22 protein-coding genes and 1 pseudogene are annotated in these 26,105 nt (G+C 63.0%); 21 read left to right on the top strand and 2 right to left on the bottom strand.

What is annotated here, in order from left to right:
- Positions 1 to 9 precede the first annotated feature (9 nt).
- The 6 genes from RAC97_RS14640 to RAC97_RS14615 all read left to right on the top strand — a co-directional run bounded on the left by RAC97_RS14640 (position 10) and on the right by RAC97_RS14615 (position 6,907).
- Complete coding sequence (locus tag RAC97_RS14640; protein ID WP_375100031.1) at positions 10 to 1,371, top strand: aspartate aminotransferase family protein; 1,362 nt, start codon at positions 10 to 12, stop codon at positions 1,369 to 1,371.
- 159 nt (positions 1,372 to 1,530) lie between these two features.
- On the top strand, positions 1,531 to 2,628 hold the full coding sequence (locus RAC97_RS14635; RefSeq protein ID WP_375100033.1) for a polyamine ABC transporter substrate-binding protein: 1,098 nt from the start codon (positions 1,531 to 1,533) through the stop codon (positions 2,626 to 2,628).
- 162 nt (positions 2,629 to 2,790) lie between these two features.
- The gene (locus RAC97_RS14630) at positions 2,791 to 3,885 is read left to right on the top strand and encodes a polyamine ABC transporter substrate-binding protein (protein WP_375100035.1); all 1,095 of its coding nucleotides are present in this window, start codon (positions 2,791 to 2,793) and stop codon (positions 3,883 to 3,885) included.
- Positions 3,886 to 3,957: 72 nt separating this feature from the next.
- Positions 3,958 to 5,100: a polyamine ABC transporter ATP-binding protein gene (potA, locus tag RAC97_RS14625; protein ID WP_375100036.1), complete on the top strand. Its 1,143-nt coding sequence runs from the start codon at positions 3,958 to 3,960 to the stop codon at positions 5,098 to 5,100.
- On the top strand, positions 5,097 to 6,017 hold the full coding sequence (locus RAC97_RS14620; RefSeq protein WP_375100037.1) for an ABC transporter permease subunit: 921 nt from the start codon (positions 5,097 to 5,099) through the stop codon (positions 6,015 to 6,017). The genes potA and RAC97_RS14620 overlap by 4 nt, the downstream gene beginning before the upstream one ends.
- Entirely contained in the window at positions 6,014 to 6,907 is an 894-nt protein-coding gene (locus RAC97_RS14615) for an ABC transporter permease subunit (protein WP_375100039.1), read from the top strand. Before RAC97_RS14620 ends, RAC97_RS14615 begins: the two co-directional genes overlap by 4 nt.
- Before the next feature lie 121 nt (positions 6,908 to 7,028).
- On the opposite strand, the pseudogene RAC97_RS14610 reads toward RAC97_RS14615, so the two are convergent.
- Positions 7,029 to 7,483 (bottom strand): annotated as a pseudogene (locus RAC97_RS14610) (transposase).
- 342 nt (positions 7,484 to 7,825) lie between these two features.
- Between RAC97_RS14610 and RAC97_RS14605 the strand changes: the two are divergent.
- From RAC97_RS14605 to RAC97_RS14535, 15 genes are all read left to right on the top strand, one after another.
- The gene (locus tag RAC97_RS14605) at positions 7,826 to 8,914 is read left to right on the top strand and encodes an efflux RND transporter periplasmic adaptor subunit (protein WP_375100040.1); all 1,089 of its coding nucleotides are present in this window, start codon (positions 7,826 to 7,828) and stop codon (positions 8,912 to 8,914) included.
- Positions 8,911 to 9,981, top strand: a complete 1,071-nt coding sequence (locus RAC97_RS14600) for an efflux RND transporter periplasmic adaptor subunit (RefSeq protein ID WP_375100041.1) — start codon at positions 8,911 to 8,913, stop codon at positions 9,979 to 9,981. The genes RAC97_RS14605 and RAC97_RS14600 overlap by 4 nt, the downstream gene beginning before the upstream one ends.
- A complete protein-coding gene (locus RAC97_RS14595; RefSeq protein WP_375100042.1) occupies positions 9,978 to 13,031 on the top strand; it encodes an efflux RND transporter permease subunit in 3,054 nt (1,017 codons plus the stop codon). Before RAC97_RS14600 ends, RAC97_RS14595 begins: the two co-directional genes overlap by 4 nt.
- Positions 13,032 to 13,269: 238 nt before the next feature.
- Positions 13,270 to 13,452 carry a sulfur starvation response protein OscA gene (gene oscA, locus RAC97_RS14590; RefSeq protein WP_016489716.1) on the top strand — a complete coding sequence of 61 codons (183 nt, stop codon included), beginning with the start codon at positions 13,270 to 13,272 and terminating at the stop codon, positions 13,450 to 13,452.
- A 47-nt stretch (positions 13,453 to 13,499) separates the two neighbouring features.
- Positions 13,500 to 14,507 (top strand): sulfate ABC transporter substrate-binding protein, encoded by a 1,008-nt coding sequence (locus tag RAC97_RS14585; RefSeq protein WP_375100045.1) that lies wholly within the window; start codon positions 13,500 to 13,502, stop codon positions 14,505 to 14,507.
- A gap of 98 nt (positions 14,508 to 14,605) precedes the next feature.
- Positions 14,606 to 15,424 (top strand): sulfate ABC transporter permease subunit CysT, encoded by an 819-nt coding sequence (gene cysT / locus RAC97_RS14580; protein ID WP_375100047.1) that lies wholly within the window; start codon positions 14,606 to 14,608, stop codon positions 15,422 to 15,424.
- 14 nt (positions 15,425 to 15,438) lie between these two features.
- Positions 15,439 to 16,311 (top strand): sulfate ABC transporter permease subunit CysW, encoded by an 873-nt coding sequence (gene cysW, locus RAC97_RS14575; protein ID WP_375100049.1) that lies wholly within the window; start codon positions 15,439 to 15,441, stop codon positions 16,309 to 16,311.
- Between the two features lie 3 nt (positions 16,312 to 16,314).
- Positions 16,315 to 17,304: a sulfate/molybdate ABC transporter ATP-binding protein gene (locus tag RAC97_RS14570; protein ID WP_375100050.1), complete on the top strand. Its 990-nt coding sequence runs from the start codon at positions 16,315 to 16,317 to the stop codon at positions 17,302 to 17,304.
- Between the two features lie 304 nt (positions 17,305 to 17,608).
- A complete protein-coding gene (locus RAC97_RS14565) occupies positions 17,609 to 18,190 on the top strand; it encodes an alpha/beta hydrolase (protein WP_375100052.1) in 582 nt (193 codons plus the stop codon).
- 64 nt (positions 18,191 to 18,254) lie between these two features.
- Complete coding sequence (locus RAC97_RS14560) at positions 18,255 to 19,214, top strand: sigma 54-interacting transcriptional regulator (RefSeq protein WP_375100054.1); 960 nt, start codon at positions 18,255 to 18,257, stop codon at positions 19,212 to 19,214.
- A 166-nt stretch (positions 19,215 to 19,380) separates the two neighbouring features.
- On the top strand, positions 19,381 to 20,166 hold the full coding sequence (locus RAC97_RS14555; protein ID WP_375100055.1) for a MetQ/NlpA family ABC transporter substrate-binding protein: 786 nt from the start codon (positions 19,381 to 19,383) through the stop codon (positions 20,164 to 20,166).
- Between the two features lie 544 nt (positions 20,167 to 20,710).
- The gene (locus RAC97_RS14550; protein WP_375100056.1) at positions 20,711 to 21,376 is read left to right on the top strand and encodes an amino acid ABC transporter permease; all 666 of its coding nucleotides are present in this window, start codon (positions 20,711 to 20,713) and stop codon (positions 21,374 to 21,376) included.
- A complete protein-coding gene (locus tag RAC97_RS14545) occupies positions 21,357 to 22,016 on the top strand; it encodes an amino acid ABC transporter permease (RefSeq protein WP_375100058.1) in 660 nt (219 codons plus the stop codon). The genes RAC97_RS14550 and RAC97_RS14545 overlap by 20 nt, the downstream gene beginning before the upstream one ends.
- Positions 22,013 to 22,786 (top strand): amino acid ABC transporter ATP-binding protein, encoded by a 774-nt coding sequence (locus tag RAC97_RS14540; RefSeq protein ID WP_375100060.1) that lies wholly within the window; start codon positions 22,013 to 22,015, stop codon positions 22,784 to 22,786. The genes RAC97_RS14545 and RAC97_RS14540 overlap by 4 nt, the downstream gene beginning before the upstream one ends.
- Positions 22,783 to 23,655 carry a transporter substrate-binding domain-containing protein gene (locus RAC97_RS14535; RefSeq protein ID WP_375100061.1) on the top strand — a complete coding sequence of 291 codons (873 nt, stop codon included), beginning with the start codon at positions 22,783 to 22,785 and terminating at the stop codon, positions 23,653 to 23,655. Before RAC97_RS14540 ends, RAC97_RS14535 begins: the two co-directional genes overlap by 4 nt.
- A gap of 48 nt (positions 23,656 to 23,703) precedes the next feature.
- Here the strand turns inward: RAC97_RS14535 and RAC97_RS14530 are convergent, their stop codons facing one another.
- A complete protein-coding gene (locus RAC97_RS14530; RefSeq protein WP_375100063.1) occupies positions 23,704 to 26,070 on the bottom strand; it encodes a penicillin acylase family protein in 2,367 nt (788 codons plus the stop codon).
- Positions 26,071 to 26,105: the final 35 nt, after the last annotated feature.

Raw genomic sequence — 26,105 nt, 5'->3', positions numbered from 1 at the left:
GAGCCGCAGATGAGCGTCAACAACCCACAAACCCGTGAATGGCAGCAGCTCAGTGGCGAGCACCACCTGGCGCCTTTCAGCGACTACCAGCAGCTGAAGGCCAAGGGGCCACGCATCATCACCAAGGCCCACGGTGTACACGTGTGGGATAGCGAGGGTCGGCAGATCCTCGACGGCATGGCCGGCCTGTGGTGCGTGGCGGTGGGTTATGGGCGCGAGGAGCTGGTGCAGGCCGCTGAAAGGCAGATGCGCCAGCTGCCTTACTACAACCTGTTCTTCCAGACCGCCCACCCGCCAGCCCTGGAGCTGGCACAGGCGATCACCGAGCTGGCGCCGGAAGGCATGAGCCACGTGTTCTTCACAGGCTCCGGCTCTGAGGGCAACGACACCGTGCTGCGCATGGTTCGGCATTACTGGGCGCTCAAGGGCAAGTCGAACAAGCAGACGATCATCGGCCGGGTCAACGGCTACCACGGATCCACCGTCGCCGGCGCCAGCCTGGGCGGCATGAGCGGTATGCACGAGCAGGGCGGCCTGCCGATTCCGGGCATCGTGCACATCCCTCAGCCGTACTGGTATGGCGAAGGCGGCGACATGACGCCGGATGCGTTTGGCGTGTGGGCGGCCGAGCAGTTGGAGCAGAAGATTCTCGAAGTCGGCGAAGACAAGGTCGCGGCCTTCATCGCCGAGCCTATCCAGGGCGCGGGTGGGGTCATTATCCCGCCTGAAACCTACTGGCCGAAGGTCAAGGAGATCCTCGCCAGGTACGACATTCTGTTCGTTGCCGACGAAGTGATCTGCGGCTTTGGGCGTACCGGCCAATGGTTCGGCTCCGACTACTACGACCTGGCCCCCGACCTGATGACCATCGCCAAGGGCCTGACCTCCGGCTATATCCCCATGGGTGGCGTGATCGTGCGGGACAAAGTGGCCAAGGTGCTCAGCGAAGGCGGCGACTTCAACCACGGTTTCACCTACTCCGGCCACCCGGTTGCGGCGGCGGTGGGCTTGGAAAACCTGCGTATCCTGCGTGACGAAAAGATTGTCGAGCGCGCGCGTACCGAGGTGGCACCGTACTTGCAAAAACGACTGCGCGAGCTTGAGGACCACCCGCTGGTGGGCGAGGTGCGCGGCCTGGGCATGCTCGGTGCGATCGAGCTGGTCAAGGACAAGGCGACCCGCAGCCGTTACCAAGGCAAAGGCGTGGGCATGGTGTGCCGCAACTTCTGCTTCGATAACGGCCTGATCATGCGCGCAGTGGGCGACACCATGATCATCGCGCCGCCGCTGGTGATCAGCCCGGCAGAGGTCGATGAGCTGGTGGAGAAAGCCCGCAAGTGCCTGGACCTGACGCTGGAAGCGATTCGATAAGCCTTTGCTAGGCTAGCGATGTGACATTAAGTCATTACAAAACCGCGGTTTCCTTGAAACCGCGCCTTGTAACTTGCCAGACTAGCGACTGTTTCAGTCGCCCAGCGGGACCTGGCTGCTGAACAGATGGCTACTAAAAAAATTCTGGAGCATTAACGCATGAATAAAATGGGCAAGACGTTGCTGGCCGCCGCCCTCATGGGTGCCATGGCCACTGCTGTTCAGGCTGAAGACAAGGTGCTGAACGTCTACAACTGGTCGGACTACATCGCCCCGGAAACCGTGGCCAAGTTCGAGAAGCAGACCGGCATCAAGGTCAAGTACGACGTCTTCGACAGCAACGAAACCCTGGAAGCCAAGCTGTTGGCCGGTAAGTCGGGTTACGACATCGTGGTGCCGTCGAACAACTTCCTGGCCAAGCAGATCAAGGCCGGGGTCTACCAGGAACTGGACCGTTCCAAGCTGCCGAACTGGAAGAACCTCGACGAAGACCTGCTCAAGGCCGTGGGTGACGCCAGCGACCCGGGCAACAAGTACGCCTTCCCCTACATGTGGGGCTCCATCGGCATCGGCTACAACCCCGAGAAGGTCAAGGCCGCGCTGGGCATCGACAAGATCGACTCGTGGGACGTGGTGTTCAAGCCCGAGAACATCGCCAAGCTCAAGAGCTGCGGCGTGAGCTTCCTCGATGCCCCGACCGAGATGCTGCCAGCGGCGCTGCATTACCTGGGCAAGCCGACCGACAGCACCAAGAAGGACGACCTGAAGGCGGCCGAGGACCTGTTCCTCAAGATCCGTCCTTCGATCACCTACTTCCACTCCTCCAAGTACATCGGCGACCTGGCCAACGGCAACATCTGCGTAGCCGTGGGCTACTCGGGTGACCTGGAGCAGTCCAAGGCCCGTGCCCACGAAGCCGGCGACAAGGTCAAGCTGGACTACGTCATTCCGAACGAAGGCGCCGGTACCTTCTACGACATGGTCGCCATGCCCAAGGACGCCGAGCACAAGGAAGCCGCCTACAAGTTCATGGACTTCCTGATGCAGCCGGAAATCATGGCCGAGATCACCAACGCCGTGCGCTTCCCGAATGGCAACAAGGCGGCCACCCAGTTCGTCGAGAAGGAAATCACCAGCGATCCAAGCATCTACCCACCAGCGGATGTGAAGAAAAAGCTGTATGCCATCGCTGCTCCTGAAGCCAAGGCCCAGCGTGACATCACCCGTAGCTGGACCAAGATCAAGTCGGGCAAGTAAACGCCCGTCGCCAGACCCTCTGGGCCGGGCCTTCCGGCCCAGAGACAGGAACGACAATTGCTGATTGCGACATCGTAGCGACGCAGGTAAGTTGCGCGCCGGTTTTGCGTGTACGGCTGCACCCAGCCGCCACCGGAGGCACGAATTGTGAGGACCACCCACTTGTCTACTTCTGTATTTCGCAAGGCCTTGATGGCTGGAGCGGGTCTGACGCTGGCTGCCAGCGTCCAAGCGGCGCCCACGGTGCATTTCTACAACTGGTCCGACTACATCGGCCCGACTACCCTCGCAGACTTCGAGAAAGACTCCGGCATCAAGCCGGTGCAAGACGTCTTCGATTCCAACGAAACCCTGGAAGGCAAGCTGCTGGCCGGCAATACCGGCTATGACCTGGTGGTGCCGTCCAACCATTTCCTCGGCAAGCAGATCAAGGCGGGCGCGTTCCAGAAGCTCGACAAGGCCCTGCTGCCCAATTATTCCAATCTCGACCCGGCGCTGATGAAGCGCCTCGAGAAGAACGACCCCGGCAACCAGTACGCCGTGCCCTACCTGTGGGGCACCAATGGCATCGGCTACAACGTCGACAAGGTCAAGGCCGTGCTGGGCGTCGACAGCATCGACTCCTGGGCAGTGCTGTTCGAGCCCGAGAACATGAAGAAGCTCGCCACCTGCGGCGTGGCCTTCCTCGACTCGGCGGACGAAATGCTGCCGGCGGTGCTCAACTACATGGGCCGCAACCCCAACAGCACCGACGCCAAGGACTACGCCGACGCCGAGAAGAAGCTGCTGGCGGTGCGTCCCTACGTGACTTACTTCCATTCCTCGAAATACATCACCGACCTGGCCAACGGCGACATCTGCGTCGCGGCAGGTTTCTCGGGCGATGTGTTCCAGGCCAAGGCGCGCGCCGAAGAAGCCGACAAGGGCGTGAACCTGGCCTACGCGATTCCCAAGGAAGGCGGCAACCTCTGGTTCGACGTACTGGCCATTCCCAAGGATGCCAAGAACGTCAAGGAGGCCCATGCCTTCATCAACTATTTGCTGAAACCTGAGGTTATCGCCCAGGTCAGTGACTACGTCGGTTATGCCAACCCCAACCCCAAGGCTGGCGACCTGATGGACCAGGCTGTGAGAACTGACGCCGCGGTTTACCCACCGCAGGAAGTGCTGGACAAGATGTTCGTCAACTCGGAGTTGCCCCCCAAGGTGCAACGTCTGATGACCCGCAGCTGGACCAAGGTCAAGTCGGGCAAGTAATTATCCAGGCCCGCCGCGGTGGCTGTAGAACAGGCCGCGCGGGCATAAAAAATCTTGTTGGGAGTTTCACTCATGGCAGTTGCCTCCGGTGCCTATAAAAAAGCCCTCGAGGGTGGCCAGCAACCCAAGCAGGTGCTGGTCAAGATCGACCGGGTCACGAAGAAGTTCGACGAAACGGTCGCCGTGGACGATGTGTCCCTGGAAATCCGCAAGGGCGAGATATTCGCCCTGCTGGGTGGCTCCGGCTCGGGTAAATCCACCTTGCTGCGCATGCTGGCGGGCTTCGAGCGCCCTACCGAAGGGCGGATTTTCCTCGACGGTGTCGACATCACCGATATGCCGCCCTACGAGCGACCGATCAACATGATGTTCCAGTCCTACGCGTTGTTCCCGCACATGACCGTGGAGCAGAACATCGCTTTCGGCCTGCAGCAGGACAAGATGCCCAAGGCCGAGATCGAAGCCCGCGTGGCGGAGATGCTCAAGCTGGTGCACATGACCCAATATGCCAAGCGCAAGCCGCACCAGCTGTCGGGTGGCCAGCGCCAGCGCGTGGCCCTGGCCCGTTCCCTGGCCAAGCGCCCCAAGCTGCTGCTGCTCGACGAGCCGATGGGCGCGCTGGACAAGAAACTGCGCTCGCAGATGCAACTGGAGCTGGTAGAGATCATCGAGCGGGTTGGCGTGACCTGCGTCATGGTGACCCACGACCAGGAAGAGGCCATGACCATGGCCCAGCGCATCGCTATCATGCACCTGGGCTGGATCGCCCAGATCGGCAGCCCCATCGACGTCTACGAGACTCCCACCAGCCGCCTGGTGTGCGAGTTCATCGGCAGCGTCAACCTGTTCGAAGGTGAAGTAGTCGACGACGCCGAAGGCCATGCGCTGATCGCCTCGCCGGAGCTCGAGCGCAAGATCTACGTCGGCCACGGCGTCACCACCTCGGTGGAAGACAAGCACATCACCTACGCCCTGCGCCCGGAGAAGCTGCTGGTCACCACCACGCAGCCGGAGTTCGAGCACAACTGGTCGCGCGGCAAGGTCCACGATATCGCCTACCTGGGCGGGCACTCGGTGTTCTACGTCGAGCTGCCGTGCGGCAAGCTGGTCCAGTCGTTCGTCGCCAACACCGAGCGCCAGGGCACCCGCCCGACCTGGGGCGATGAAGTGTACGTGTGGTGGGAAGACGACAGCGGCGTGGTACTGCGCTCATGAAACCTCGAAAGCTCAAGCGAGCCCTCCAGCGCATCACCCCTGAAGGGCGGCACCTGGTCATCGGCGTGCCGTTCATCTGGCTGTTCCTGTTCTTCATGCTGCCGTTCTTCATCGTTCTGAAGATCAGCTTCGCCGAAGCCGACGTGGCGATTCCGCCCTACACCGACATCTACAGCTATGTCGAGGGCAAGGTCCAACTGGTGCTGAACCTGGCCAACTATGGTCTGCTCACCGAGGACGAGCTGTACCTCTCGGCCTACCTGGGTTCGTTGAAGGTCGCGTTCTTCAGCACCCTGCTGTGCCTGCTGATCGGCTACCCGATGGCCTACGCCATCGCCAATGCCCGCAAGGACATCCAGACCGTCCTGCTGTTGCTGATCATGATGCCGACCTGGACCGCGATCCTGATTCGCGTATACGCCTGGATGGGTATCCTCAGCAACAACGGCCTGCTCAACAGCTTCCTGCTGTGGCTGGGCCTGATCGACCAGCCGCTGCAGATCCTCAACACCAACCTGGCGGTCTACATCGGCGTGGTCTATTCGTACCTGCCGTTCATGATCCTGCCGCTGTACGCGAATTTGGTGAAGCACGACCAGAGCCTGCTGGAAGCCGCGAGCGACCTGGGTTCGAGTACCTTCAACAGCTTCTGGAAAATCACCGTGCCGCTGTCGAAGAACGGCATCATCGCCGGCTGCATGCTGGTGTTCATCCCGGTGGTGGGCGAGTTCGTCATTCCTGAGCTGCTCGGCGGCCCGGAAACCCTGATGATTGGCAAGGTGCTGTGGCAGGAATTCTTCAACAACCGTGACTGGCCGGTGGCATCTGCCTTGGCGGTGGTGATGCTGGCGATCCTGATCGTGCCCATCCTGCTGTTCAACCGCAGCCAGGCCAAGGAAATGGAGGGCAGGGCATGAAGCGCTTCGGTTTCTCCAAGCTGATGCTGGTGCTCGGCTTGTTGTTCATCTACCTGCCGATGCTGATCCTGGTGATCTACTCGTTCAACGCCTCGAAGCTGGTGACGGTGTGGGGCGGTTGGTCGGTGAAGTGGTACGTCGGCCTGCTCGACAACTCGCAGTTGATGGGCTCGGTGATGCGCTCGCTGGAAATCGCCTTGTACACGGCGGTGGCGGCGGTGGCGCTGGGTACTTTGGCAGCTTTCGTGCTGACCCGGGTGACGCGTTTCAAGGGCCGCACGCTGTTCGGCGGGCTGGTCACCGCACCGCTGGTGATGCCCGAGGTGATCACCGGTCTGTCGCTGTTGCTGCTGTTCGTGGCCATGGCGCAGATGATCGGCTGGCCCCAGGAGCGTGGCATCGTCACCATCTGGATCGCCCACACCACGTTCTGCGCGGCCTATGTCGCTGTAGTCGTGTCGGCGCGGCTGCGTGAACTGGACCTGTCGATCGAAGAGGCGGCCATGGACCTTGGCGCAAGGCCGTGGAAGGTGTTCTTCCTGATCACCATCCCGATGATCGCGCCGTCGCTGGCGGCAGGCGGCATGATGTCGTTCGCCCTGTCGCTGGACGACCTGGTACTGGCCAGCTTTGTTTCCGGCCCTGGCTCGACCACCTTGCCGATGGAAGTGTTCTCGGCGGTGCGCCTGGGCGTGAAGCCCGAGATCAACGCCGTGGCCAGCTTGATCCTGCTGTCGGTGTCGTTGGTAACCTTCCTGGTCTGGTACTTCACCCGCCAAGCCGAGGAGCGCCGCCGCAAGGCAATCCAGCAGGCGATCGAGGAGGGTGCTGCGGCGAACGCGCAGTCGACCCAGCTCAAACGCACCACCCAGGCCGCAGCGTCGGCCTGATCGTCCCTGGGGCCGCGCTGCGGCCCTTCGCGGGCAAGCCCGCTCACAGGTACCGCGTCGGCCTCAAGGCCAGCGCTGAACCTGTGGGAGCGGGTTTACCCGCGAATGCCTCACCGCCGCCTCAGAGCCATGCTGCATCCCAATGCGGATACTCCCGGATGCTGCTTACCAACCCCGCTCGCAGAGGGTTGGAAATGATGTAGCGAGCACCTGCCTAACATCCTCCTCCCGCCGTAGTGCGCGATCATGGTAGCCAGGCTGCCAGATCGGATCTTGTCCCACTCCCGCCTTGTGCAGGACCAAACTGGAGCGAGATTTGAATCTGCGCATCAGCGTTGCCAAGGTCACAGATCTCAATTCGATCAGCCAATGCACATGGTCCGGCATGACAACCCAAGCCAGTGATCGACATGCCAGTTCATAGTCGGATCGCCTCATCTGCTGCACCGTTTTCCGAGCATTGAGAAAGTCTAGAAACAGCGGTTTGCGCTGATGGGTGATGGTTGTCAGCAAGTACAGCCTGCCAGGTTCTGAAAAGCGTCCACGACGCAATAGGCGAGATTGAGCGAAGGGCATGTCCAGTCGTCCTTGAGATGAGTCCCCGTAGAACCATAACGTCCGGGGTGCAGATCTCCAGCGGCTGATAATTTCTGGATGTTGATCGGTGTATTCCAGTGTCGGATGGCACCGGCGTCGCCGGTGTTCGCGGGTAAACCCGCTCCCACAGGGTCTGAGCCTACCGTTGAGAACGGCGCCGTACCTGTAGGCGCGGGTTTACCCGCGAAAAGGCCGGTATTGACTCAACAAAGACAGTGGTTATCAAAAGGTCTTTCCCCGCACCGCATACCGTTTTTGGAACCCTGAACTACGCTGACAGTCGCATCCCTCGAATCATTAGCGCGCAAGCAAGGAGCCCGCATGACGTGGATACGTCTGCTGTCGGTCGTTTGCCTGGGGGGGCTGTTCACGCTTTCGGGGTGCAAGGATGAAGTTTCCAGCCCGGAACTGCCCAGGGTCGGCGTACTGCAAGTTCAACCCACCGATTTCGCCGCCAAGGTCACCCTCACCGGCGACATACAGGCCCGGGTCAAGACCGACCTGTCGTTCCGCGTGGGCGGCAAGATCATCTCGCGCAGTGTCGATGTGGGCGACCACGTCAAGGCCAACCAGGTGTTGGCACGCCTCGACCCCAAGGATTTGCAGAACAACGTCGACTCGGCCAAGGCCTCGGTGTTCGCCGAGCAGGCACGGGTGCAGCAGAGCAGCGCCGCCTTCGTGCGCCAGCAGAAATTGCTGCCCAAGGGCTATACCAGCCAGAGCGAGTACGACGCCGCCGAAGCCGCGCTGCGCAGCAGCCAGAGCGCGCTCAAGGCCGCCCAGGCGCAACTGGCCAATGCCAACGAGCAACTGAGCTACACCGCGCTGGTGTCAGAAGCCGATGGCGTCATCACCGCGCGCCAGGCCGAGGTCGGCCAGGTGGTGCAGGCGACCATGCCGATCTTCGGCCTGGCCGTCGATGGCGACCGCGATGCTGTGTTCAATGTCTATGAAACGCTGTTGGCGGCACCGCCAAGCAACGAAAGCGTGACTGTCAGCTTGCTTGACAACCCTGACGTCAGTGCCGAGGGGAGGGTTCGCGAAATCACCCCGACGGTATCCGCCGAAAGCGGCACGGTGCAGGTCAAAGTGGCCCTGCGCAACTTGCCCCAGGGCATGCAGTTGGGCTCGCCAGTGACCGCCACCGGCAACACCCAGGGCCGACCCAGTATCGAGCTGCCCTGGGCGGCGCTGACCAAGGCGCTGAAAAAGCCTGCAGTGTGGGTGGTGGGCGAGGGCGACAAGGTCGAGCTGCGCGAAGTGCAGGTGGCCCGCTACCTCACCGGCAAGGTGGTGATCGGCGAAGGCATCAAGGGTGGCGAGACCGTCGTGGTCAGCGGCGGACAGTTGCTGCACCCCGGCATGCAGGTGGAGAAGGTCGCCGCCAACGATGCAGGAGACACGCCATGACGCGTTCGTTGCTGGTGCTGTGCGTCGTCGGCGTGGTGCTTGGCGGCTGTGGCGGCGAAGAGCCGACCCCCGAGGTGGTGCGGCCGGTGCTGTCGACCCTGGTAGAGCCTCAGGCCCAGGCGCAACTGGGCCGCTTCGCCGGCAGCATCCAGGCGCGCTACGAGAGCACCCTGGGCTTTCGTGTGTCGGGGCGTATCGCCCGGCGCTGGCTGGATGTCGGCGCGCAGGTGAAGCCAGGCGACACCCTGGCCACCCTCGACCCTACCGACCAGCAGAACCAGCTGCGCGCCGCCGAGGGCGACCTGGCGCGGGTGCAGGCGCAGTGGATCAACGCCCAGGCCAACGCCCGCCGCCAGCAGCAGCTGTACGACCGTGGCGTCGGCGCCCAGGCGCAGCTGGACATCGCCCAGACCGACCTGAAGACCACCGGCGCCTCCCTGGAGCAGGCTCGCTCGGCGCTCAGCCAGGCCCGCGACCAGCTCGACTACAGCACCCTGCGCAGCGACCACACCGCCGTGGTCACTGCCTGGCAGGCCGAGGCCGGGCAGACGGTCAGCGCCGGCCAGGCGGTGGTCACCCTGGCCAGGCCCGACGTCAAGGAAGCGGTGATCGACCTACCGATACAGCTGGCCGAGCAACTGAGCCAGGGCCTGACCTTCACCGTCGCCTCGCAGCTGGAGCCAGATATCAACACCACCGCTACCCTGCGCGAGCTGGAGCCCCAGGCCGACGCTACCACCCGCACCCGCCGTGCCCGGCTGACCTTGGCAGGCACCCCCGAGGCCTTCCACCTGGGCACGGCGATCAGCGTCACCCTCTCTTCAGCCATCACCCCGCGCAGCGAGCTGCCGGCCACGGCGTTGCTCGAGCGCGAGGGCAAGACCCAGGTGTGGGTGGTCGACCCGCAGCAAAAGACCGTCGCCACCCGCGACGTCACCCTGGCTGAGCGCAACCGGCAACGGATCGTGCTGGCCTCTGGCGTACAGCCGGGCGAGCGCGTGGTCATCGCCGGGGTCAACAGCCTGGAGCCCGGCCAGAAGGTCACATTCGACGAGGACGCACGATGAAAGGAAGCTTCAACCTCTCCGAATGGGCGCTCAAGCACCAGTCATTCGTCTGGTACCTGATGTTCGTCGGGCTGCTGATGGGCATCTTCTCGTACTTCAACCTGGGCCGAGAGGAAGACCCGTCCTTCACCATCAAGACCATGGTGATCCAGACCCGCTGGCCCGGCGCGACCCAGGACGAAACCCTGTACCAGGTCACCGACCGCATCGAGAAGAAGCTCGAGGAGCTGGACTCGCTCGACTACGTGAAAAGCTACACGCGGCCGGGCGAGTCCACGGTCTACGTGTACCTGCGCGACACCACCAAGGCTCCCGACATCCCGCAGATCTGGTACCAGGTGCGCAAGAAGATCGACGACATTCGTGGCCAATTCCCCCAGGGCATCCAGGGTCCCGGCTTCAACGACGAGTTCGGCGATGTGTTCGGCTCGATCTACGCCTTCACCGCCGACGGCCTGACCCTGCGCCAGCTGCGCGACTATGTGGAGCAGGCCCGCGCCGAGATCCGCGAGGTGCCCAACATCGGCAAGGTGCAGCTGGTCGGCACCCAGGACGAAGTGCTGTACCTGAACTTCTCCACCCGCAAGCTGGCTGCCTTGGGCATCGACCAGCGCCAGGTGATGCAAGCCCTGCAAGCGCAGAACGCGGTGACCCCGGCAGGGGTGATCGAGGCAGGCCCCGAACGTATTTCGGTGCGCACCACCGGGCAGTTCGCCTCGGAGAAAGACCTGCAGAACGTCAACCTGCGGATCAACGACCGCTTCTTCCGCCTCGCCGATATCGCCGATATCGAGCGCGGCTACCGCGACCCGCCCGAACCCATGTTTCGCTACAACGGCCAGACCGCCATCGGCCTGGCCGTGGGCATGAAGGCCGGCGGCAACATCCAGGTGTTTGGCCAACTGCTCAAGGAAAAGATGGACCACATCGTCACCGAGCTGCCGGTGGGCGTCGGGGTGCACACCGTGTCCGACCAGGCAGTGGTAGTGAAAAAGGCGGTTGGTGGCTTCACCAGCGCGCTGTTCGAGGCGGTGGTGATCGTGCTGGCGGTAAGCTTCGTCAGCCTCGGCGTGCGCGCCGGGCTGGTGGTGGCGTGTTCGATCCCGCTGGTGCTGGCCATGGTGTTCGTGTTCATGGAGTACAGTGGCATCACCATGCAGCGTATTTCCCTGGGAGCGCTGATCATCGCCCTGGGGCTGCTGGTGGACGACGCGATGATCACCGTCGAGGTGATGGTCACGCGCCTGGAAATGGGTGAAAGCAAGGAACAGGCGGCCACCTTCGCCTACACCTCGACGGCCTTCCCCATGCTGACCGGCACCTTGGTGACGGTGGCCGGCTTCGTGCCGATTGGCCTGAATGCCAGCTCCGCGGGTGAATACACCTACACGCTGTTCGCGGTGATTGCCGTGGCGTTGCTGGTATCTTGGGTGGTGGCGGTGTTCTTCGCCCCGGTGCTCGGCGTGCACATCCTCGACAGTGGCAAGCTCAAGGCCCACGAAGCCGAGCCAGGGCGCGTCGGGCGCGCATTCGAGGGCGGGTTGCTGTGGTGCATGCGCCATCGCTGGCTGACCATCATCGGCACCATCGTGCTGTTCGCCCTCTCGATCTTCAGCATGCGTTTCGTGCAGAACCAGTTCTTCCCGTCGTCCGACCGCCCGGAAATCCTCGTCGACCTCAACCTGCCGCAGAACGCCTCGATCGAGGAAACCCGCAAGGTGGTCGACCGGCTGGAGGCGAAGATCAAGGACGACCCCGACCTGGTGCACTGGAGCACCTACATCGGCCAGGGCGCGATCCGTTTCTACCTGCCGCTGGACCAGCAGTTGCAGAACCCGTACTACGCCCAGTTGGTGATCGTCAGCAAGGGCCTGGAAGAGCGCGCCGGCATGATCGAGCGCTTGCAGAAACTGCTGCGCGAGGACTTCGTCGGCATCGGCACCAACGTGCAGTCGCTGGAGATGGGCCCGCCGGTCGGGCGGCCGCTCCAGTATCGGGTCAGCGGCAAGGACATCGACCAGGTGCGCAAGCACGCCATCGAACTGGCAACGTTGCTCGACAGCAATCAGCACGTCGGCGAGATGATCTACGACTGGAACGAGCCCGGTAAGGTGCTGCGCGTGGAAATTGCCCAGGACAAGGCGCGCCAGCTGGGGCTGTCGTCGGAGGACGTGGCCAACGTGATGAACAGCATCGTCACCGGCGTGCCGGTGACCCAGGTGAACGACGACATCTACCTGGTGGACGTGATCGCCCGCGCCGAAGACAGCGAGCGCGGCTCGCCGGAAACCTTGCAGAACCTGCAGATACTCACACCCAACGGCACTTCCATCCCGCTGCTGTCGTTCGCCACCGTGCGCTACGAGCAGGAGCAGCCGCTGGTGTGGCGGCGCGATCGCAAGCCGACGATTACCCTCAAGGCCTCGGTGGTCGGCGAGATCCAGCCTACCGACCTGGTGGCCCAGCTCAAGCCGGAGATCGACGCATTCGCTGGCAAGCTACCGCCTGGCTATGAAGTGGCCACCGGCGGCACGGTGGAGGAGAGCAGCAAGGCCCAGGGGCCGATCGCCCAGGTTATTCCGCTGATGCTGTTCCTCATGGCGACCTTCCTGATGATCCAGCTGCACAGCGTGCAGAAGCTGTTCCTGGTGGTCAGCGTGGCGCCGCTGGGGTTGATCGGCGTGGTGCTGGCGCTGGTGCCCACGGGCACGCCCATGGGATTCGTGGCGATCCTTGGGATTCTCGCCTTGGCAGGCATCATCATTCGCAACTCGGTGATCCTGGTGACCCAGATCGACGAGTTCGAGGCCCAGGGCTACACGCCGTGGGATGCGGTGATGGAGGCGACCAACCATCGGCGACGGCCGATCCTGCTGACCGCTGCTGCCGCCAGCCTGGGCATGATCCCCATCGCCCGCGAGGTGTTCTGGGGGCCGATGGCCTACGCGATGATCGGCGGCATCATCAGTGCAACGCTGCTGACGCTGCTGTTCCTGCCAGCGCTGTATGTGGCCTGGTACAAGATCCGCGAGCCGGAAGAGCAATCCTGAAATACGACACCACCCCCTGTGGGAGCGGGTTTACCCGCGAATGCGGCAGTGGCCATACCTCGGCATTCGCGGGTAAACCCGCTCCCACAGGGGCGGTGACGAGCATCTAATCAATGGTTATATAAACATTCTTAAACAGTATTTTTAAGAATATCCGCGCCTCACTACTATTGCCTTCAAGCCAGGCGCCCATCCCCTTCGAACCCTGCCCGGCACCCCAATCCCCAGGAGAACGAGCATGAGCGCATCGCTGCGTAGCATCGACGGTCAGGACGAAGCCACCATTCTGCGTGAAATCCAGAGCGCCTTGCGCGACCTGCGTTTCGGTGCGGTGGAAATCACCGTGCACAACGCCCAGGTCGTGCAGATCGAGCGCAAGGAGAAGTTCCGCCTGCAGCAGCCTGGCAACAAGTCCGGCTGATTCACCGAATACATCCAACTAGAAAAATGCCAATCGGGAGCTTCACCATGTCCATCCGCCGTTATGCGCTTGCCGCCCTGGCCAGTGCTGTTTTTGCCGGTTCCGCGATCGCCAAGGACTACGAACTGCTCAACGTGTCCTACGACCCGACCCGCGAGCTGTACCAGCAGTACAACGCCGAGTTCATCAAGCATTGGCAGCAGGCTCACCCGGACGACAAGGTGAAGATCCAGCAATCCCACGGCGGCTCTGGCAAGCAGGCCCGTGCAGTGATCGACGGCCTGCGCGCCGATGTGGTGACCCTGGCACTGGCCGGCGACATCGACGAAGTGGCCAAGCTTGGCAAGACCCTGCCTGAGGACTGGCAGAAGCGCTTGCCACAAGCCAGCACCCCGTATACCTCGACCATCGTGTTCCTGGTGCGCAAGGGCAACCCGAAGAACATCAAGGACTGGGACGACCTGATCAAGAAAGATGTCTCGGTCATCACCCCCAACCCGAAAACCTCCGGCGGTGCTCGCTGGAACTTCCTTGCCGCCTGGGCCTACGGCCTGAAGACCGGCGGTAGCGAAGCCAAGGCCAAGGAATACGTGCAGGAGCTGTTCAAGCACGTGCCAGTCCTCGATACCGGCGCCCGTGGCTCGACCATTACCTTCGTCAACAACGGCCAGGGCGACGTGCTGCTGGCCTGGGAAAACGAAGCCTTCCTGGCACTGAAGGAAGACGGCGGCACCGACAAGTTCGAAATTGTCGTTCCGTCGCTGTCGATTCTCGCCGAGCCGCCGGTGGCCGTGGTTGACAAGAATGCCGAGAAGAAGGGTAACACCGAGATCGCTACCGAGTACCTCAAGCACCTGTACAGCCCGGCTGGGCAAAAGATCGCCGCGCAGAACTTCTACCGTCCACGTGACGAGAAGGTCGCCGCTGAATTTGGCCAGCAGTTCCCCAAACTGGACCTGGTAACCATCGACAAGGACTTCGGTGGCTGGAAGACTGCACAACCGAAGTTCTTCAACGACGGCGGTGTGTTCGACCAGATTTACCAAGCGCAGTAAGGCCAAGGAAAAGCGGGGCCGCTCTGCAGCCCCAGGATTCAGAAGCTTGCACTGGCCCGGCATGACTGCCGGGTTTTGTGCGTCAAACAGGGACTTTTATGTCACGTCGCATTTCCCCCGTCATACCCGGCTTCGGGCTGACACTGGGGTACACCTTGGTGTATCTCAGCCTGATTGTGCTGATACCGCTGGCCGCCATGTTCGTGCATGCCGCCCAGCTGACCTGGGAGCAGTTCTGGAACATCGTCAGCGCGCCGAGGGTGCTTGCCGCCCTCAAGCTGAGTTTCGGCACCGCCCTGTTTGCCGCCGTCATCAATGGTGTGATCGGCACTCTCCTGGCCTGGGTACTGGTGCGCTATACCTTCCCGGGGCGCAAGGTGATCGAAGCGATGATCGACCTGCCGTTCGCCTTGCCCACCGCCGTTGCCGGTATCGCCCTGACCGCCCTGTACGCGCCCTCGGGCTGGGTCGGCCAGTTCGCCACCGACCTGGGCTTCAAGATCGCCTACACCCCCTTGGGCATCACCCTGGCACTCACCTTCGTGACCTTGCCGTTCGTGGTGCGCACGGTGCAGCCGGTGCTTGCCGACATCCCCCGAGAAGTCGAAGAGGCCGCGGCCTGCCTGGGCGCAAAACCTTTGCAGGTGTTTCGCCACGTGCTGCTGCCGGCCTTGCTGCCCGCCTGGCTGACCGGTTTCGCCCTGGCCTTCGCCCGTGGCGTGGGTGAGTACGGCTCGGTGATCTTCATCGCCGGCAACATGCCGATGAAGACCGAGATCCTGCCACTGCTGATCATGGTCAAACTCGACCAGTACGACTACACCGGCGCCACGGCCATCGGCGTGCTGATGCTGGTGGTTTCCTTCATCCTGCTGCTGCTGATCAACCTGTTGCAGCGGCGCATCGAAACCCCTTGAAGGAGGCCAGGCCCATGTCTTCGACTTCCATTGGCGCCAATGCCGCCGCCAATGCCGCCCGGCGTGGCAGCGCCACCTCGCGCCGCGTGCTGATCGGCCTTGGCTGGCTGGTGTTCGCGCTGTTTCTGTTGCTGCCGCTGGTGATCGTGGTGTCGCAGGCCCTGAAGAACGGCTTCGGCGTGTTCTTCGAGGCGATCTTCGAACCCGACGCCTTGTCGGCGCTGCGCTTGACCCTGCTCGCCGTGGCCATCTCGGTGCCGTTGAACCTGGTGTTTGGCGTCAGCGCCGCCTGGTGCGTGAGCAAGTACAACTTCCGTGGCAAGAGCCTGCTGGTGACCTTGATCGACCTGCCGTTCTCGGTCTCGCCGGTGATCGCCGGCCTGGTCTACGTGCTGATGTTCGGCGCCCAGGGTTTCCTCGGGCCGTGGTTGCAGGACCACGACATCCAGATCGTCTTTGCCCTGCCGGGTATCGTACTGGCCACTATCTTCGTCACCGTACCCTTCGTCGCCCGTGAACTGATCCCGCTGATGCAGGAGCAGGGCAGCCAGGAAGAAGAGGCCGCACGGCTGCTGGGCGCCAACGGCTGGCAGATGTTCTGGCACGTGACCCTGCCGAACATCAAGTGGGGCCTGATCTATGGCGTGGTGCTGTGTACCGCCCGGGCAATGGGCGAGTTCGGCGCGGTGTCGGTGGTGTCCGGGCACATCCGCGGCGTCACCAACACCTTGCCGCTGCACGTGGAGATCCTCTACAACGAGTACAACCACGTCGCGGCCTTCAGCGTGGCCAGCCTGCTGCTGATCCTGGCGCTCTTCATCCTGCTGCTCAAGCAGTGGAGCGAGAACCGTATCAACCGTCTGCGCCACAGCGCAGCCGAGGAATAATTCATGTCCATCGAAGTTCGTAACGTCAGCAAGCGCTTCAACAGCTTCCAGGCCCTGGACAACATCAACCTGGATATCCACAGCGGTGAGCTGGTGGCCCTGCTCGGCCCGTCCGGCTGTGGCAAGACCACCTTGCTGCGGATCATCGCCGGGCTGGAGACCCCGGACGACGGCAGCATCGTGTTTCATGGCGAGGATGTTTCCGGCCACGACGTGCGTGATCGCAACGTCGGCTTCGTCTTCCAGCACTACGCCTTGTTCCGCCACATGAGCGTGTTCGACAACGTCGCCTTCGGCCTGCGCATGAAGCCCAAGGGCGAGCGCCCGAGCGAAAGCAAGATCGCCGAGAAGGTACACGAGCTGCTGAACATGGTGCAGCTCGACTGGCTTTGCGATCGCTACCCCGAGCAGCTTTCCGGCGGCCAGCGCCAGCGTATCGCCCTGGCCCGCGCCCTGGCGGTGGAGCCCAAGGTGCTGCTGCTCGACGAGCCGTTCGGGGCACTGGATGCCAAGGTGCGCAAGGAGCTGCGCCGCTGGCTGGCGCGCCTGCACGAGGACATCAACCTGACCTCGGTGTTCGTCACCCATGACCAAGAAGAGGCCATGGAAGTGGCTGACCGTATCGTGGTGATGAACAAGGGCGTGATCGAGCAGATTGGCTCGCCGGGCGAGGTGTACGAGCAGCCGGCGAACGACTTCGTCTACCACTTCCTCGGTGACTCCAACCGCCTGAGCCTGAGCGAAGGGCACCATGTGCTGTTCCGCCCGCACGAGGTGTCGCTGTCGCGCCACGAAACCGAAGGCCACCATGCCGCCGAAGTACGCGACATACGCCCGCTGGGTGCAACGACGCGAGTAACGCTGAAGGTGGCAGGCCAAAGCGAGCTGATCGAGGCCGAGGTGGTCAAGGACCACGACAGCCTTGCCGGGCTGGCGCGTGGCGAGACATTGTTCTTCCGGCCGAAGGTGTGGCAGAAGGTGGCGGATATCTAAGCCGCTGACGCGCTTCTTCAGCTAGCTGTTTCAGGGCCATTCTCCTTGGCTGGGGGTGGCCCTTTTTTATGCGTTATGCCGTGCCTTCTGCGGCGGCTTTTTCGCGGGTAAACCCGCTCCCACAGGTGCAGCGCTGTATTCAGGGTCGGCGCTGTACCTGTGGGAGCGGGTTTGCCCGCGAAGAGGCCAGTACGGACGACATAAAAATTATGGTTATTAATAAATAGCTTCTTATTCCTTTACTGATATAACCGCCTCCCTATACTTGGACCCCAAGCACGCAAACTTCCAAGGAGGCGTCCCCATGCGCAATGAGTCGATTCGCTACCTGATTGTGCCGGGCTGGCAAGGATCGCCAGACAACCATTGGCAAAGTCACTGGCAACGCAGCTTGCCCAACAGCGCCCGGGTCGAGCAGCAGGACTGGCTCACCCCGCAGCGCCGCGATTGGGTCCAGGCGCTCGAGCAGGCCATCGCCGCCGAGCGCTCGCCGGTGATTCTCATCGCCCACAGCCTGGGCTGCATCACCATCGCCCATTGGGCCGCGCAGGCCAGCCCGGCCTTGCTGCGCCGGGTGCGCGGAGCGTTGCTGGTGGCGCCGGCGGATGTCGAGCGGCCAACCTGCGCGCCGGCACTGCGTAATTTCGCGCCGATTCCAACCCAGCCGCTGCCGTTCCCAAGCCAGGTGGTCAGCTCCGACAACGACCCCGCCATCAGCGTGCCGCGCGCGTTGCTGCTGGCCCAGGCCTGGGGTGCGGAAGCCGGGCTGCTGGCCAACGCCGGCCACATCAACGTCAAGTCTGGGCACGAACGCTGGGAGCAGGGTTTCGCCTACCTGTATCGCCTGCAAGGCCGGATAGAACATCGCGACCTGCGCCGCGCCTGACCCGGCGGCCTCTCACCGATCGACCTGGACCCCCAGCCGGCAGCGGTTGGGGCGGGAGCATTGCATGACTTTCAACACCCCCTTCGGCCAGCCGCTGCTGACCTTCCCCGACCAAGACAAGAGCCCGCTGAGCATTCGTGCCAAGGCGCTGGTATTTGTCGACCCGCGCTCGCAAGCCCTGCGCCAGGACCTTGAGCGCCTGGCGCCACAACCCTTGCCGGTGTTGATCCGCGGCGAAACCGGCACCGGCAAGGAGCTGCTGGCCCGCCAGATACACCGCGCCAGCGACCGCGGCGGGTTGTTCGTCTCGGTCAATTGCGCGGCCATCAGCCCGACCTACGCCGATGCCGAGCTGTTCGGCTACAGCGCTGGCAGCCACGGCGGCACGGCCAGCAGCCGCGCGGGATGGTTCGGCTCGGCCAACGGCGGCACCTTGTACCTGGATGAGATCGCCGACCTGCCGCTGGCGATCCAGGGCAAGTTGCTGGCCGCGTTGGAAAACCGCGAAGTCACCCGGGTCGGTGCGCAGCAGCCGCAGGTGGTGGATGTACGGTTGGTGGCCGCGTCCAGTATCGAGCTGGCCAAGGCCGTGCAGGCCGGGCGCTTCAACGAGCGGCTGTATCACTACTTGCAGGAGGGGGAGCTGGCGCTGCCGGCGTTGCGCGAGCGCGTGGGCGATATCCTGCCGCTGGCCGAGTATTTCGTCGGCATCTACAGCGCGCGCCTCGGCAGGCCCGTGCCGTTGATCAGCGAAGCGGCGCAGCAGGCCCTCGAGGCGCACGCCTGGCCGGGCAACACCCGGGAGCTGGAGAACGTCATCCACTTTGCCCTCTTGCTGAGCGATGACGAGCAGATATTGCCCAGGCACCTCGATTTGCCGGATGCCGAGCCGCTGGCCAGTCTTGCCGCGCAGCTCGAGCGTCTGGCCCAAGGCCGTGAGGTGGGCAACCAGGTGGCGTTGCGACAGATACTGCAAGGGGCACTGGCACGGTTGGACGCAAACGGCGCCGCAGAAGGCTCATAAGAAAATGCGTTGATGGCAATTTGTTTTTGGAATAAGCAGCGAAATAAAAGATATTGTTACGGAATAAAAAATCCCGGTATCGTCCGCCTCACGCCCACCGGCAGACGCCGGTCGGCACCTAACTTCGCCATCACCGATGGCCCCCAGCTTGATAACAAGGATTGCCATGAAAAAAACGCTGCTGACCACCGCTTTGGCCGCTGCTCTGTCGTTGTCCGGTCTGGCCCACGCCGCCGAGAAACTGGTAGTTGCCGCTACCCCGGTTCCCCACGCCGAAATCCTCGAGCTGATCAAGCCGACCCTGGCCAAGGAAGGCGTGGACCTGGAAGTGAAGGTGTTCACCGACTACGTCCAGCCCAACGTTCAGGTTGACCAGAAGCGCCTGGATGCCAACTACTTCCAGACCCTGCCGTACCTGAAGAACTTCAACGAGGGCAAGGGCACCAACCTTGTCACCGTTATCGGCGTGCACGTCGAGCCCTTCGGCGGCTACTCGAAGAAGGTCAAGAGCCTGGACGAGCTGAAGGAAGGCGCCACCGTCGCCATCCCTAACGAAGGCAGCAACAGCGGCCGTGCCCTGCTGCTGCTGCAGAAGGCTGGCCTGATCACCCTGAAGGACCCGAAGAACGCTCTGGCCACCCCAAAGGACATCGCCCAGAACCCGAAGAAGCTGAAGTTCAAGGAGCTTGAGTCGGCCCTGTTGCCGCGTGTGCTGGACCAGGTCGACCTGGCCATGATCAACACCAACTACGCGCTCGAGGCCAAGCTGAATCCGAAGAAGGATGCACTGGTGATCGAAGGTGCTGACTCGCCCTACGTGAACTTCCTGGTTGCCCGCCCGGACAACAAGGACAGCGCAGCCATCCAGAAGCTGGCCAAGGCGCTGACCAGCCCCGAGGTGAAGGAATTCATCCAGAAGAAGTATGAAGGTGCGGTGCTGCCAGCGTTCTGATACGCGGCAAGTGCTTGAGCCTCAATGAAAACGCCGACGCATTTGCGTCGGCGTTTTTGTTTGTGCTGGGTTTAGGGGTGTCTGCTTCGCGGGTAAACCCGCTCCCACAGGTGCAGCGCTGTACTCAGGGTCGGCGCTGTACCCGCGAAGCAGACACCACAGATCAGCAGGCCTGTCGTTGCTGCCCAGCCAGCGCCTTGCGCAAGGCCAGCAGCCACTGGAGTTGTTCGTTGGAGTTGGCCGGTGTGGGGCTGTTCATCGTTATCGTCCTTGTTGGTTGATGGAACGGCGGTCACTTTCTGTGTCGTTTGAGGCGATTTACAGAAGAAAGATCCCTAGCAGGGCGGGGAAATTTCCGAGGGTCCGATCGGGTGATATCAATATGCAATAAAGGTATTTAAGAAATCCTTCTTATGCCATTAGAGTCTACTGATCGTGCTTACCGGCACAGCCCATCCCTTCGTGATCGACGCCGAGCAACCCTTGCGTCGATTGAGAGCCGCCCTATGTCGCACCCTCGCATTCCTCGGTCGTGGAGTCATCCATGACGTTCGACACCGCTTTCATGCTTAGCACATTGCCAGCATTCATCAAGGCTGTAGGCGTAACCCTGCAAGTCGGCGCTATCGCCGTCGTCACCTCGCTGTTGGTCGCGGTGATCAACGCAACCCTGCTGGTGCTACGTACCCCCTACCTGTGGCGCGTGGTGAAAGGTTATGTGGAACTGGCCCGCAACACGCCGCTGCTGATTCAACTGTTCTTCGTCTACTTCGCATTGCCGAGCCTGGGCGTGAAGGTGTCGGGCTTTGCCGCTGCGATCATCACCATGACCTTCATGGGCGGTGCCTACCTCACCGAAGTGCTACGCGCCGGGGTCGAGGCCGTGCCGCGCGCGCAGTTGGAATCCGGGCGTTCCATTGGCCTTTCGGAAGGCCAACTGCTGCGCCATGTGATCCTCCCCCAAGCGGGGATCCTCAGCCTGCCCGCGCTGTTCGCCAACTTCATATTCCTGCTCAAGGAAACCACCGTGGTGTCGGCCGTGGCCGTGCCCGAGATTCTCTACACCACCAAGAACTACATCGCCCTGTACTACAAGACCTACGAGATGCTAGCCGTGCTGACCCTGCTGTGCGTGTTGCTGTTCCTACCGCTGTCACTGCTACTGCGCTACGTGGAAAGGAGGTTGCAACATGGCCAGTTCGGCAATTGAGCTGCTGCTGGTTTCGCTGCCTCAGTTGGCCAAGGGTGCCGGGCAGACCTTGGCGATCTCGGCGCTGGGCATCGTTCTCGCCACCTTGGGTGGGGTGCTCTACGGCGTGCTGGCGACCTTGGGCAAGCGCTTTCTGAACATCGCATTGCAGGTCTACCTCGAATTGTTCCGGGCCATTCCGGTGTTGGTGTGGCTGTACCTGGTGTTCTTCGGCCTGCCGATCTTCTTCTCGCTGAGCATCCCCAGCTTCTGGTGCGCGGTGCTGGTGCTGGGGCTGTGGGGCGCCAGCGAAGTGGGCGAGGTGGTGCGCGGCGCGTTGCACTCGTTGCCGCGCGGGCAGCGCGAGGCAGGGTTGTCGATCGGCCTGTCCGGCTGGCAGCTGTACCGCCACGTGCTGTTGCCGCAGGCGCTCAAGCGCATGACCCCACCGACCATCAACCTCTACACGCGCATCATCAAGACCAGCTCCCTGGCCGTGCTGATCGGCGTGGTCGAGGTCATCAAGGCCGGACAGCAGATCATCGAGCGCACCTACGAGTCGGTGCTGATCTACAGCGTGCTGTTGCTGTTCTTCTTCTTCGTCTGCTACCCGCTTTCCAGCGCCTCGCGTGCGCTGGAACGCCGCTGGGCCCACTCATGAGCGCATTGATCGAATTCCAGGGTTTCAACAAGTGCTTTGGCGACCAGCAGGTGCTCAAGGACATCGACCTGCAAGTGCAGGCCGGCGAGGTAGTGGTTGTGCTCGGCCCCAGTGGCTGCGGCAAGAGCACCTTGCTGCGTTGCCTCAATGGCCTGGAGGAGGCGAACGGCGGTCACTTGCGCCTCGAGGGCCAGGAACTGCTGAGCCCTTCCACCGATTGGCGCCAGGTGCGCCAGCGGGTGGGCATGGTGTTTCAGAGCTACCACCTGTTCGGCCACATGAGCGTGCTCGACAACCTGCTGCTCGGCCCGCTCAAGGTACAAAAGCGCATCCGCGCCGAAGCCCAGGCCCAGGCCGAGACGCTGCTGGCGCGGGTGGGCTTGCTGGACAAGCGCGACGTCTACCCTCGCCAGCTTTCCGGCGGCCAGCAGCAGCGCATCGCCATTGTGCGCTCGTTGTGCATGAACCCGCAGGTGATGCTGTTCGACGAAGTCACCGCCGCCCTGGACCCAGAGATGGTCAAGGAAGTGCTGCAAGTGATCCAGGGCCTGGCCGAAGGCGGCATGACCCTGCTCATCGTTACCCACGAAATGGCCTTCGCCCGCGCGGTGGCCGACCGAATCGTGTTCATGGAGGCCGGCAGGATCCTTGAACAGAGCGACCCCGAGAGGTTCTTCACCCAACCGCAGACCGCACGCGCGCAGCAGTTCCTGGAGAAATTCTCCTACGTAGAAAGCCTGCCGAAGACACTGAAAAAGGAACTGTCATGAAAACTGCCTATCTCACCAAGCTGCTGGCACCGTTGTTCGGCCTGGCCTTGCTGGCCGGCTGCGACAAGCCCCAGGATGCGAGCAAACCGGCCAGCGCGAGCCCGGCCACCAGCTATCTGGAAACCATCAAGGCGCGCGACAAGCTGATTGTCGGCGTGTTCACCGACAAGCCGCCGTTCGGCTTCGTCGACGCCAGCGGCCGCTACGTTGGCTTCGACACCGATATCGCCCGGCGCTTGGCCAAGAACCTGCTGGGCGATGAGAACAAGGTCGAGTTCGTCGCCGTGGAGCCGGCCAGCCGCATTCCCTTCCTGCAAAGCGACAAGGTCGACCTGATTCTCGCCAACATGACCGTCACTCCGGAGCGCAAGGAGGCGGTGGACTTCACCAACCCCAACCTGCGCGTGGCGGTGCAGGCCATCGTCGCCGACGCCAGCCCCGTGCAGAAGCTTGACGATCTGGCCGACAAGACCATCATCGTGACCACCGGCACCACGGCCGACATCTGGCTGACCAAGCACCACCCGGACTGGAAGCTGCTCAAGTTCGAGAAGAACAGCGAGTCGTTGCAAGCCCTGGCCAATGGCCGTGGCGATGCCTATGCCCAGGACAACCTGATCCTGTTCAGCTGGGCCAAGCAGAACCCGGGTTACCGGGTACTGCCACAACGGCTGGGCGACGAAGCACCGATCGCCCCGGCAGTGAAGAAGGGCAACACCGAGCTGCGTGACTGGGTGAACGCAGAACTCGCCAAGCTGGGCGAGGAGAAGTTCCTGCTCAAGCTGTACGACCAGTACGTGCGCAAGGAACTGAGCGACGACACCAAGCCTGAGAGCGTCATCGTCGAAGGCGGTAAGTGGCAGGGTTGAGCTGATGGCGCCGGGGCCGCAAAAGCGGCCCCGGTTTTTTTCGTGCGGCTACTGCCCGGCCGGAACCAGGCGCAGGGTGCTCTGCGCCGGTATCACGCCCATCTGCGCTTTGTGGTAGCGGCCATCGATGTAGTCCTGGGCCTGGTCGGAATAGTGCCGGTCGAACGGCACACCGCTCTGCCCGACCGGGTTGATGGTCAGGGCTTGTCCGGCGTCGGCGAAATCGATCAGGCGGCGGGTCGAAGGCCCATAGTTGACCTTCCATGGCGCCGGCCCGATGTTGGCCGAGAGGTTGTTCGGCACCTCGTGGCTACCGGGCGCGGCGAACGGCCCGACATTGAACAGCCGGTCCAGGGGCTTCTGCTGACCCAGCGGATGGTTGTGGGTGAGGGTATGTGCCTTGCCCCATTGCCAGCCGGCCGGGTCCTTGCCAAAGGTTTCGCGCAGGTGCTCCAGGGTACGCTGCCAGGCCAGGCGCACGATGCTCGTGCGGTCAGTGCGCTCCTGGCTGCCGCGCAGGTTCCACCAGGGCGACTCGGGGTCGGCGGCCAGGCGTGGCAGGGCGGCGTCGATGGCGCGAGTGCTGATGAGCACCGGGAACCAGGTATCACCCAGTTCGTCGTGCAGGGCGGCGAAGGCCAACTCATCCAGGAACTGGTTGAACAGCGTGGCGCTGGTGGACGTTACCGGGTAGTCGCCGCGCCAGGCTGCCAGTTGTTCTACCAACTCCTTCTGCTCGTCGCCCTGGGCGACCTCGCGCAGGGTTGCCAGCAGCGGCGCCAGGGTGCGCGGGCCGTAGTCGGTTGCGGTGTCCAGTTGCAGTGCCTGGCTGTTCTGCACGTCCCACTTCACATCGGGGTTGGCCAGGTGGCGATCGAGCTGGCGGCCTCGGTCGGGCAGGTTGTAGTAGCCGGGAATCGGCATGCTGGCCGGCGGCTGGTAGTTGGCCGAGACGATGTAGCCGCTGGCCGGGTTTTCCTGCTGGGGGTTGGCGCTGAACGGGTAGAAGCCAGCCTTGTCGGCCTCATGGCTGCTGCCGTCGAGGATGAACGTCGGGTTGACCCCCGCCGGGCGCACCGGCAACTGCGCTGCGGCCCACCAGCCGATATCGCCACGGGCGTTGGCCCAGACCAGGTTCAAGCCCGGCGCCTGGATCTTCGCCGCTGCGTCGCGCATCTTGCCCAGGGTGTCGGCGCGGTTGAGCTGGTAGAAAGCATCGAGAATCGGGTTCTCGGTTTCCAGGAACGCCCACCACATGGAAATCGGCGTGGCGCCGGCCGTGTCGCCCAGCACCTCGTTGACTACCGGGCCATGGGGCGAGCGGCGCAAGGTGATGGTGACCGGGTCCTGGTCTTTGACTGCAATCTTCTGCTCGGTCTTTTCCAGGGTGTGCCACTGGCCCCCGACCATGACTTGGTCGGGGTTGTTCGGGTTGGCCTTCTCTGCGATCAAATCGACGTCGTCGTTCTGGAACATGGTCAGGCTCCAGCCGAAGTCGCGGTTGTGACCCAGAAGGGCGAAGGGGTTCAGGGCCTGGAAATAGCCATACAGGTTGAAGCCCGGCGCCGACAGCTCGGCCTCGTACCATACCGCGGGCACGGCGAAGCCGATGTGCGGGTCGCCGGCCAGCAGCGGGCGGCCACTGCGGGTACGGCTGCCAGCCACGGCCCAGGCGTTGCTGCCTTCGAACTGTGGAATGGCCGCTGCGCCCAGGGCCTCGTTGCTCAGCCGAGCGATACGCTCGAGGCTGCGCCAGTCGGCATCGGCAAGCGCTGGACGCAAGGCACCGTCAGGGTGCCAGTCGAGGTCGAAGATTTTCAGGTACTCCGGGCCCAGCTGGTCGCGGATGTAGGTAAGCGCAGGTTCGGTGCGAAACGCGGCGGCAAAGCTATAGGCCAAGTAGCCGGCGACGCTCAGGGTGTCCTCGGCAGTGAACGGGCGTGACGGAATGCCCAGCACGTCGAATTCCAGCGGCTTGGGGTGGCTGGCCTGCCAGGCGTTCACGCCGGCCAGGTAGGCGTGCAGCGCTTGTCCGCTCGGTGATTGAGGGTCCAGGCGCTCGACCATGCGTGCGGCCTGCTCGCGGATACGCAGGCTGCGAAACAGCGTGTCGGTGTGCACAAGCTTGCTGCCCAGCACCTCGGCCAGCTCGCCGCGGGCCAGGCGCCGCACCAGCTCCATCTGGAACAGGCGGTCCTGGGCATGTACATAGCCCAGGGCGCGGTACAGGTCCGCCTCGTTCTGCGCTTGGATGTGCGGGACGCCACGGGCGTCGTAGCGCACGCTGACCGACGCCGAGAGGCCGGCGATGGCGACCTCGCCGTCACGCTGTGGTTGCTTGCCGTGGATATACCAGTAACCGGCGCCAGCGGCCACGGCAACGACGATGGCCAGCAGGGTCAGGCTGCGCTTCATAGGAGTCCTTGTGCATTCGCGGGGAAAGTGTTGTC

The sequence above is a fragment of the Pseudomonas sp. LS_2 genome (assembly GCF_042709235.1).
GTDB lineage: Bacteria > Pseudomonadota > Gammaproteobacteria > Pseudomonadales > Pseudomonadaceae > Aquipseudomonas.
The sequence above is the reverse complement of the archived record's forward strand: the minus strand, read 5'-3'. Positions and strand labels throughout refer to the sequence as shown.

Excerpts from the sequence above, each read along its gene's own strand:
- RAC97_RS14640 (WP_375100031.1), top strand. The coding sequence starts at position 10 with ATGAGCGTCAACAACCCACAAACCCGTGAATGGCAGCAGCTCAGTGGC.
- RAC97_RS14635 (WP_375100033.1), top strand. The coding sequence starts at position 1,531 with ATGAATAAAATGGGCAAGACGTTGCTGGCCGCCGCCCTCATGGGTGCC.
- potA (WP_375100036.1), top strand. The coding sequence starts at position 3,958 with ATGGCAGTTGCCTCCGGTGCCTATAAAAAAGCCCTCGAGGGTGGCCAG.
- RAC97_RS14620 (WP_375100037.1), top strand. The coding sequence starts at position 5,097 with ATGAAACCTCGAAAGCTCAAGCGAGCCCTCCAGCGCATCACCCCTGAA.
- RAC97_RS14615 (WP_375100039.1), top strand. The coding sequence starts at position 6,014 with ATGAAGCGCTTCGGTTTCTCCAAGCTGATGCTGGTGCTCGGCTTGTTG.
- RAC97_RS14605 (WP_375100040.1), top strand. The coding sequence starts at position 7,826 with ATGACGTGGATACGTCTGCTGTCGGTCGTTTGCCTGGGGGGGCTGTTC.
- RAC97_RS14600 (WP_375100041.1), top strand. The coding sequence starts at position 8,911 with ATGACGCGTTCGTTGCTGGTGCTGTGCGTCGTCGGCGTGGTGCTTGGC.
- RAC97_RS14595 (WP_375100042.1), top strand. The coding sequence starts at position 9,978 with ATGAAAGGAAGCTTCAACCTCTCCGAATGGGCGCTCAAGCACCAGTCA.
- oscA (WP_016489716.1), top strand. The coding sequence starts at position 13,270 with ATGAGCGCATCGCTGCGTAGCATCGACGGTCAGGACGAAGCCACCATT.
- RAC97_RS14585 (WP_375100045.1), top strand. The coding sequence starts at position 13,500 with ATGTCCATCCGCCGTTATGCGCTTGCCGCCCTGGCCAGTGCTGTTTTT.
- cysT (WP_375100047.1), top strand. The coding sequence starts at position 14,606 with ATGTCACGTCGCATTTCCCCCGTCATACCCGGCTTCGGGCTGACACTG.
- cysW (WP_375100049.1), top strand. The coding sequence starts at position 15,439 with ATGTCTTCGACTTCCATTGGCGCCAATGCCGCCGCCAATGCCGCCCGG.
- RAC97_RS14570 (WP_375100050.1), top strand. The coding sequence starts at position 16,315 with ATGTCCATCGAAGTTCGTAACGTCAGCAAGCGCTTCAACAGCTTCCAG.
- RAC97_RS14565 (WP_375100052.1), top strand. The coding sequence starts at position 17,609 with ATGCGCAATGAGTCGATTCGCTACCTGATTGTGCCGGGCTGGCAAGGA.
- RAC97_RS14560 (WP_375100054.1), top strand. The coding sequence starts at position 18,255 with ATGACTTTCAACACCCCCTTCGGCCAGCCGCTGCTGACCTTCCCCGAC.
- RAC97_RS14555 (WP_375100055.1), top strand. The coding sequence starts at position 19,381 with ATGAAAAAAACGCTGCTGACCACCGCTTTGGCCGCTGCTCTGTCGTTG.
- RAC97_RS14550 (WP_375100056.1), top strand. The coding sequence starts at position 20,711 with ATGACGTTCGACACCGCTTTCATGCTTAGCACATTGCCAGCATTCATC.
- RAC97_RS14545 (WP_375100058.1), top strand. The coding sequence starts at position 21,357 with ATGGCCAGTTCGGCAATTGAGCTGCTGCTGGTTTCGCTGCCTCAGTTG.
- RAC97_RS14540 (WP_375100060.1), top strand. The coding sequence starts at position 22,013 with ATGAGCGCATTGATCGAATTCCAGGGTTTCAACAAGTGCTTTGGCGAC.
- RAC97_RS14535 (WP_375100061.1), top strand. The coding sequence starts at position 22,783 with ATGAAAACTGCCTATCTCACCAAGCTGCTGGCACCGTTGTTCGGCCTG.
- RAC97_RS14530 (WP_375100063.1), bottom strand. The coding sequence starts at position 26,070 with ATGAAGCGCAGCCTGACCCTGCTGGCCATCGTCGTTGCCGTGGCCGCT.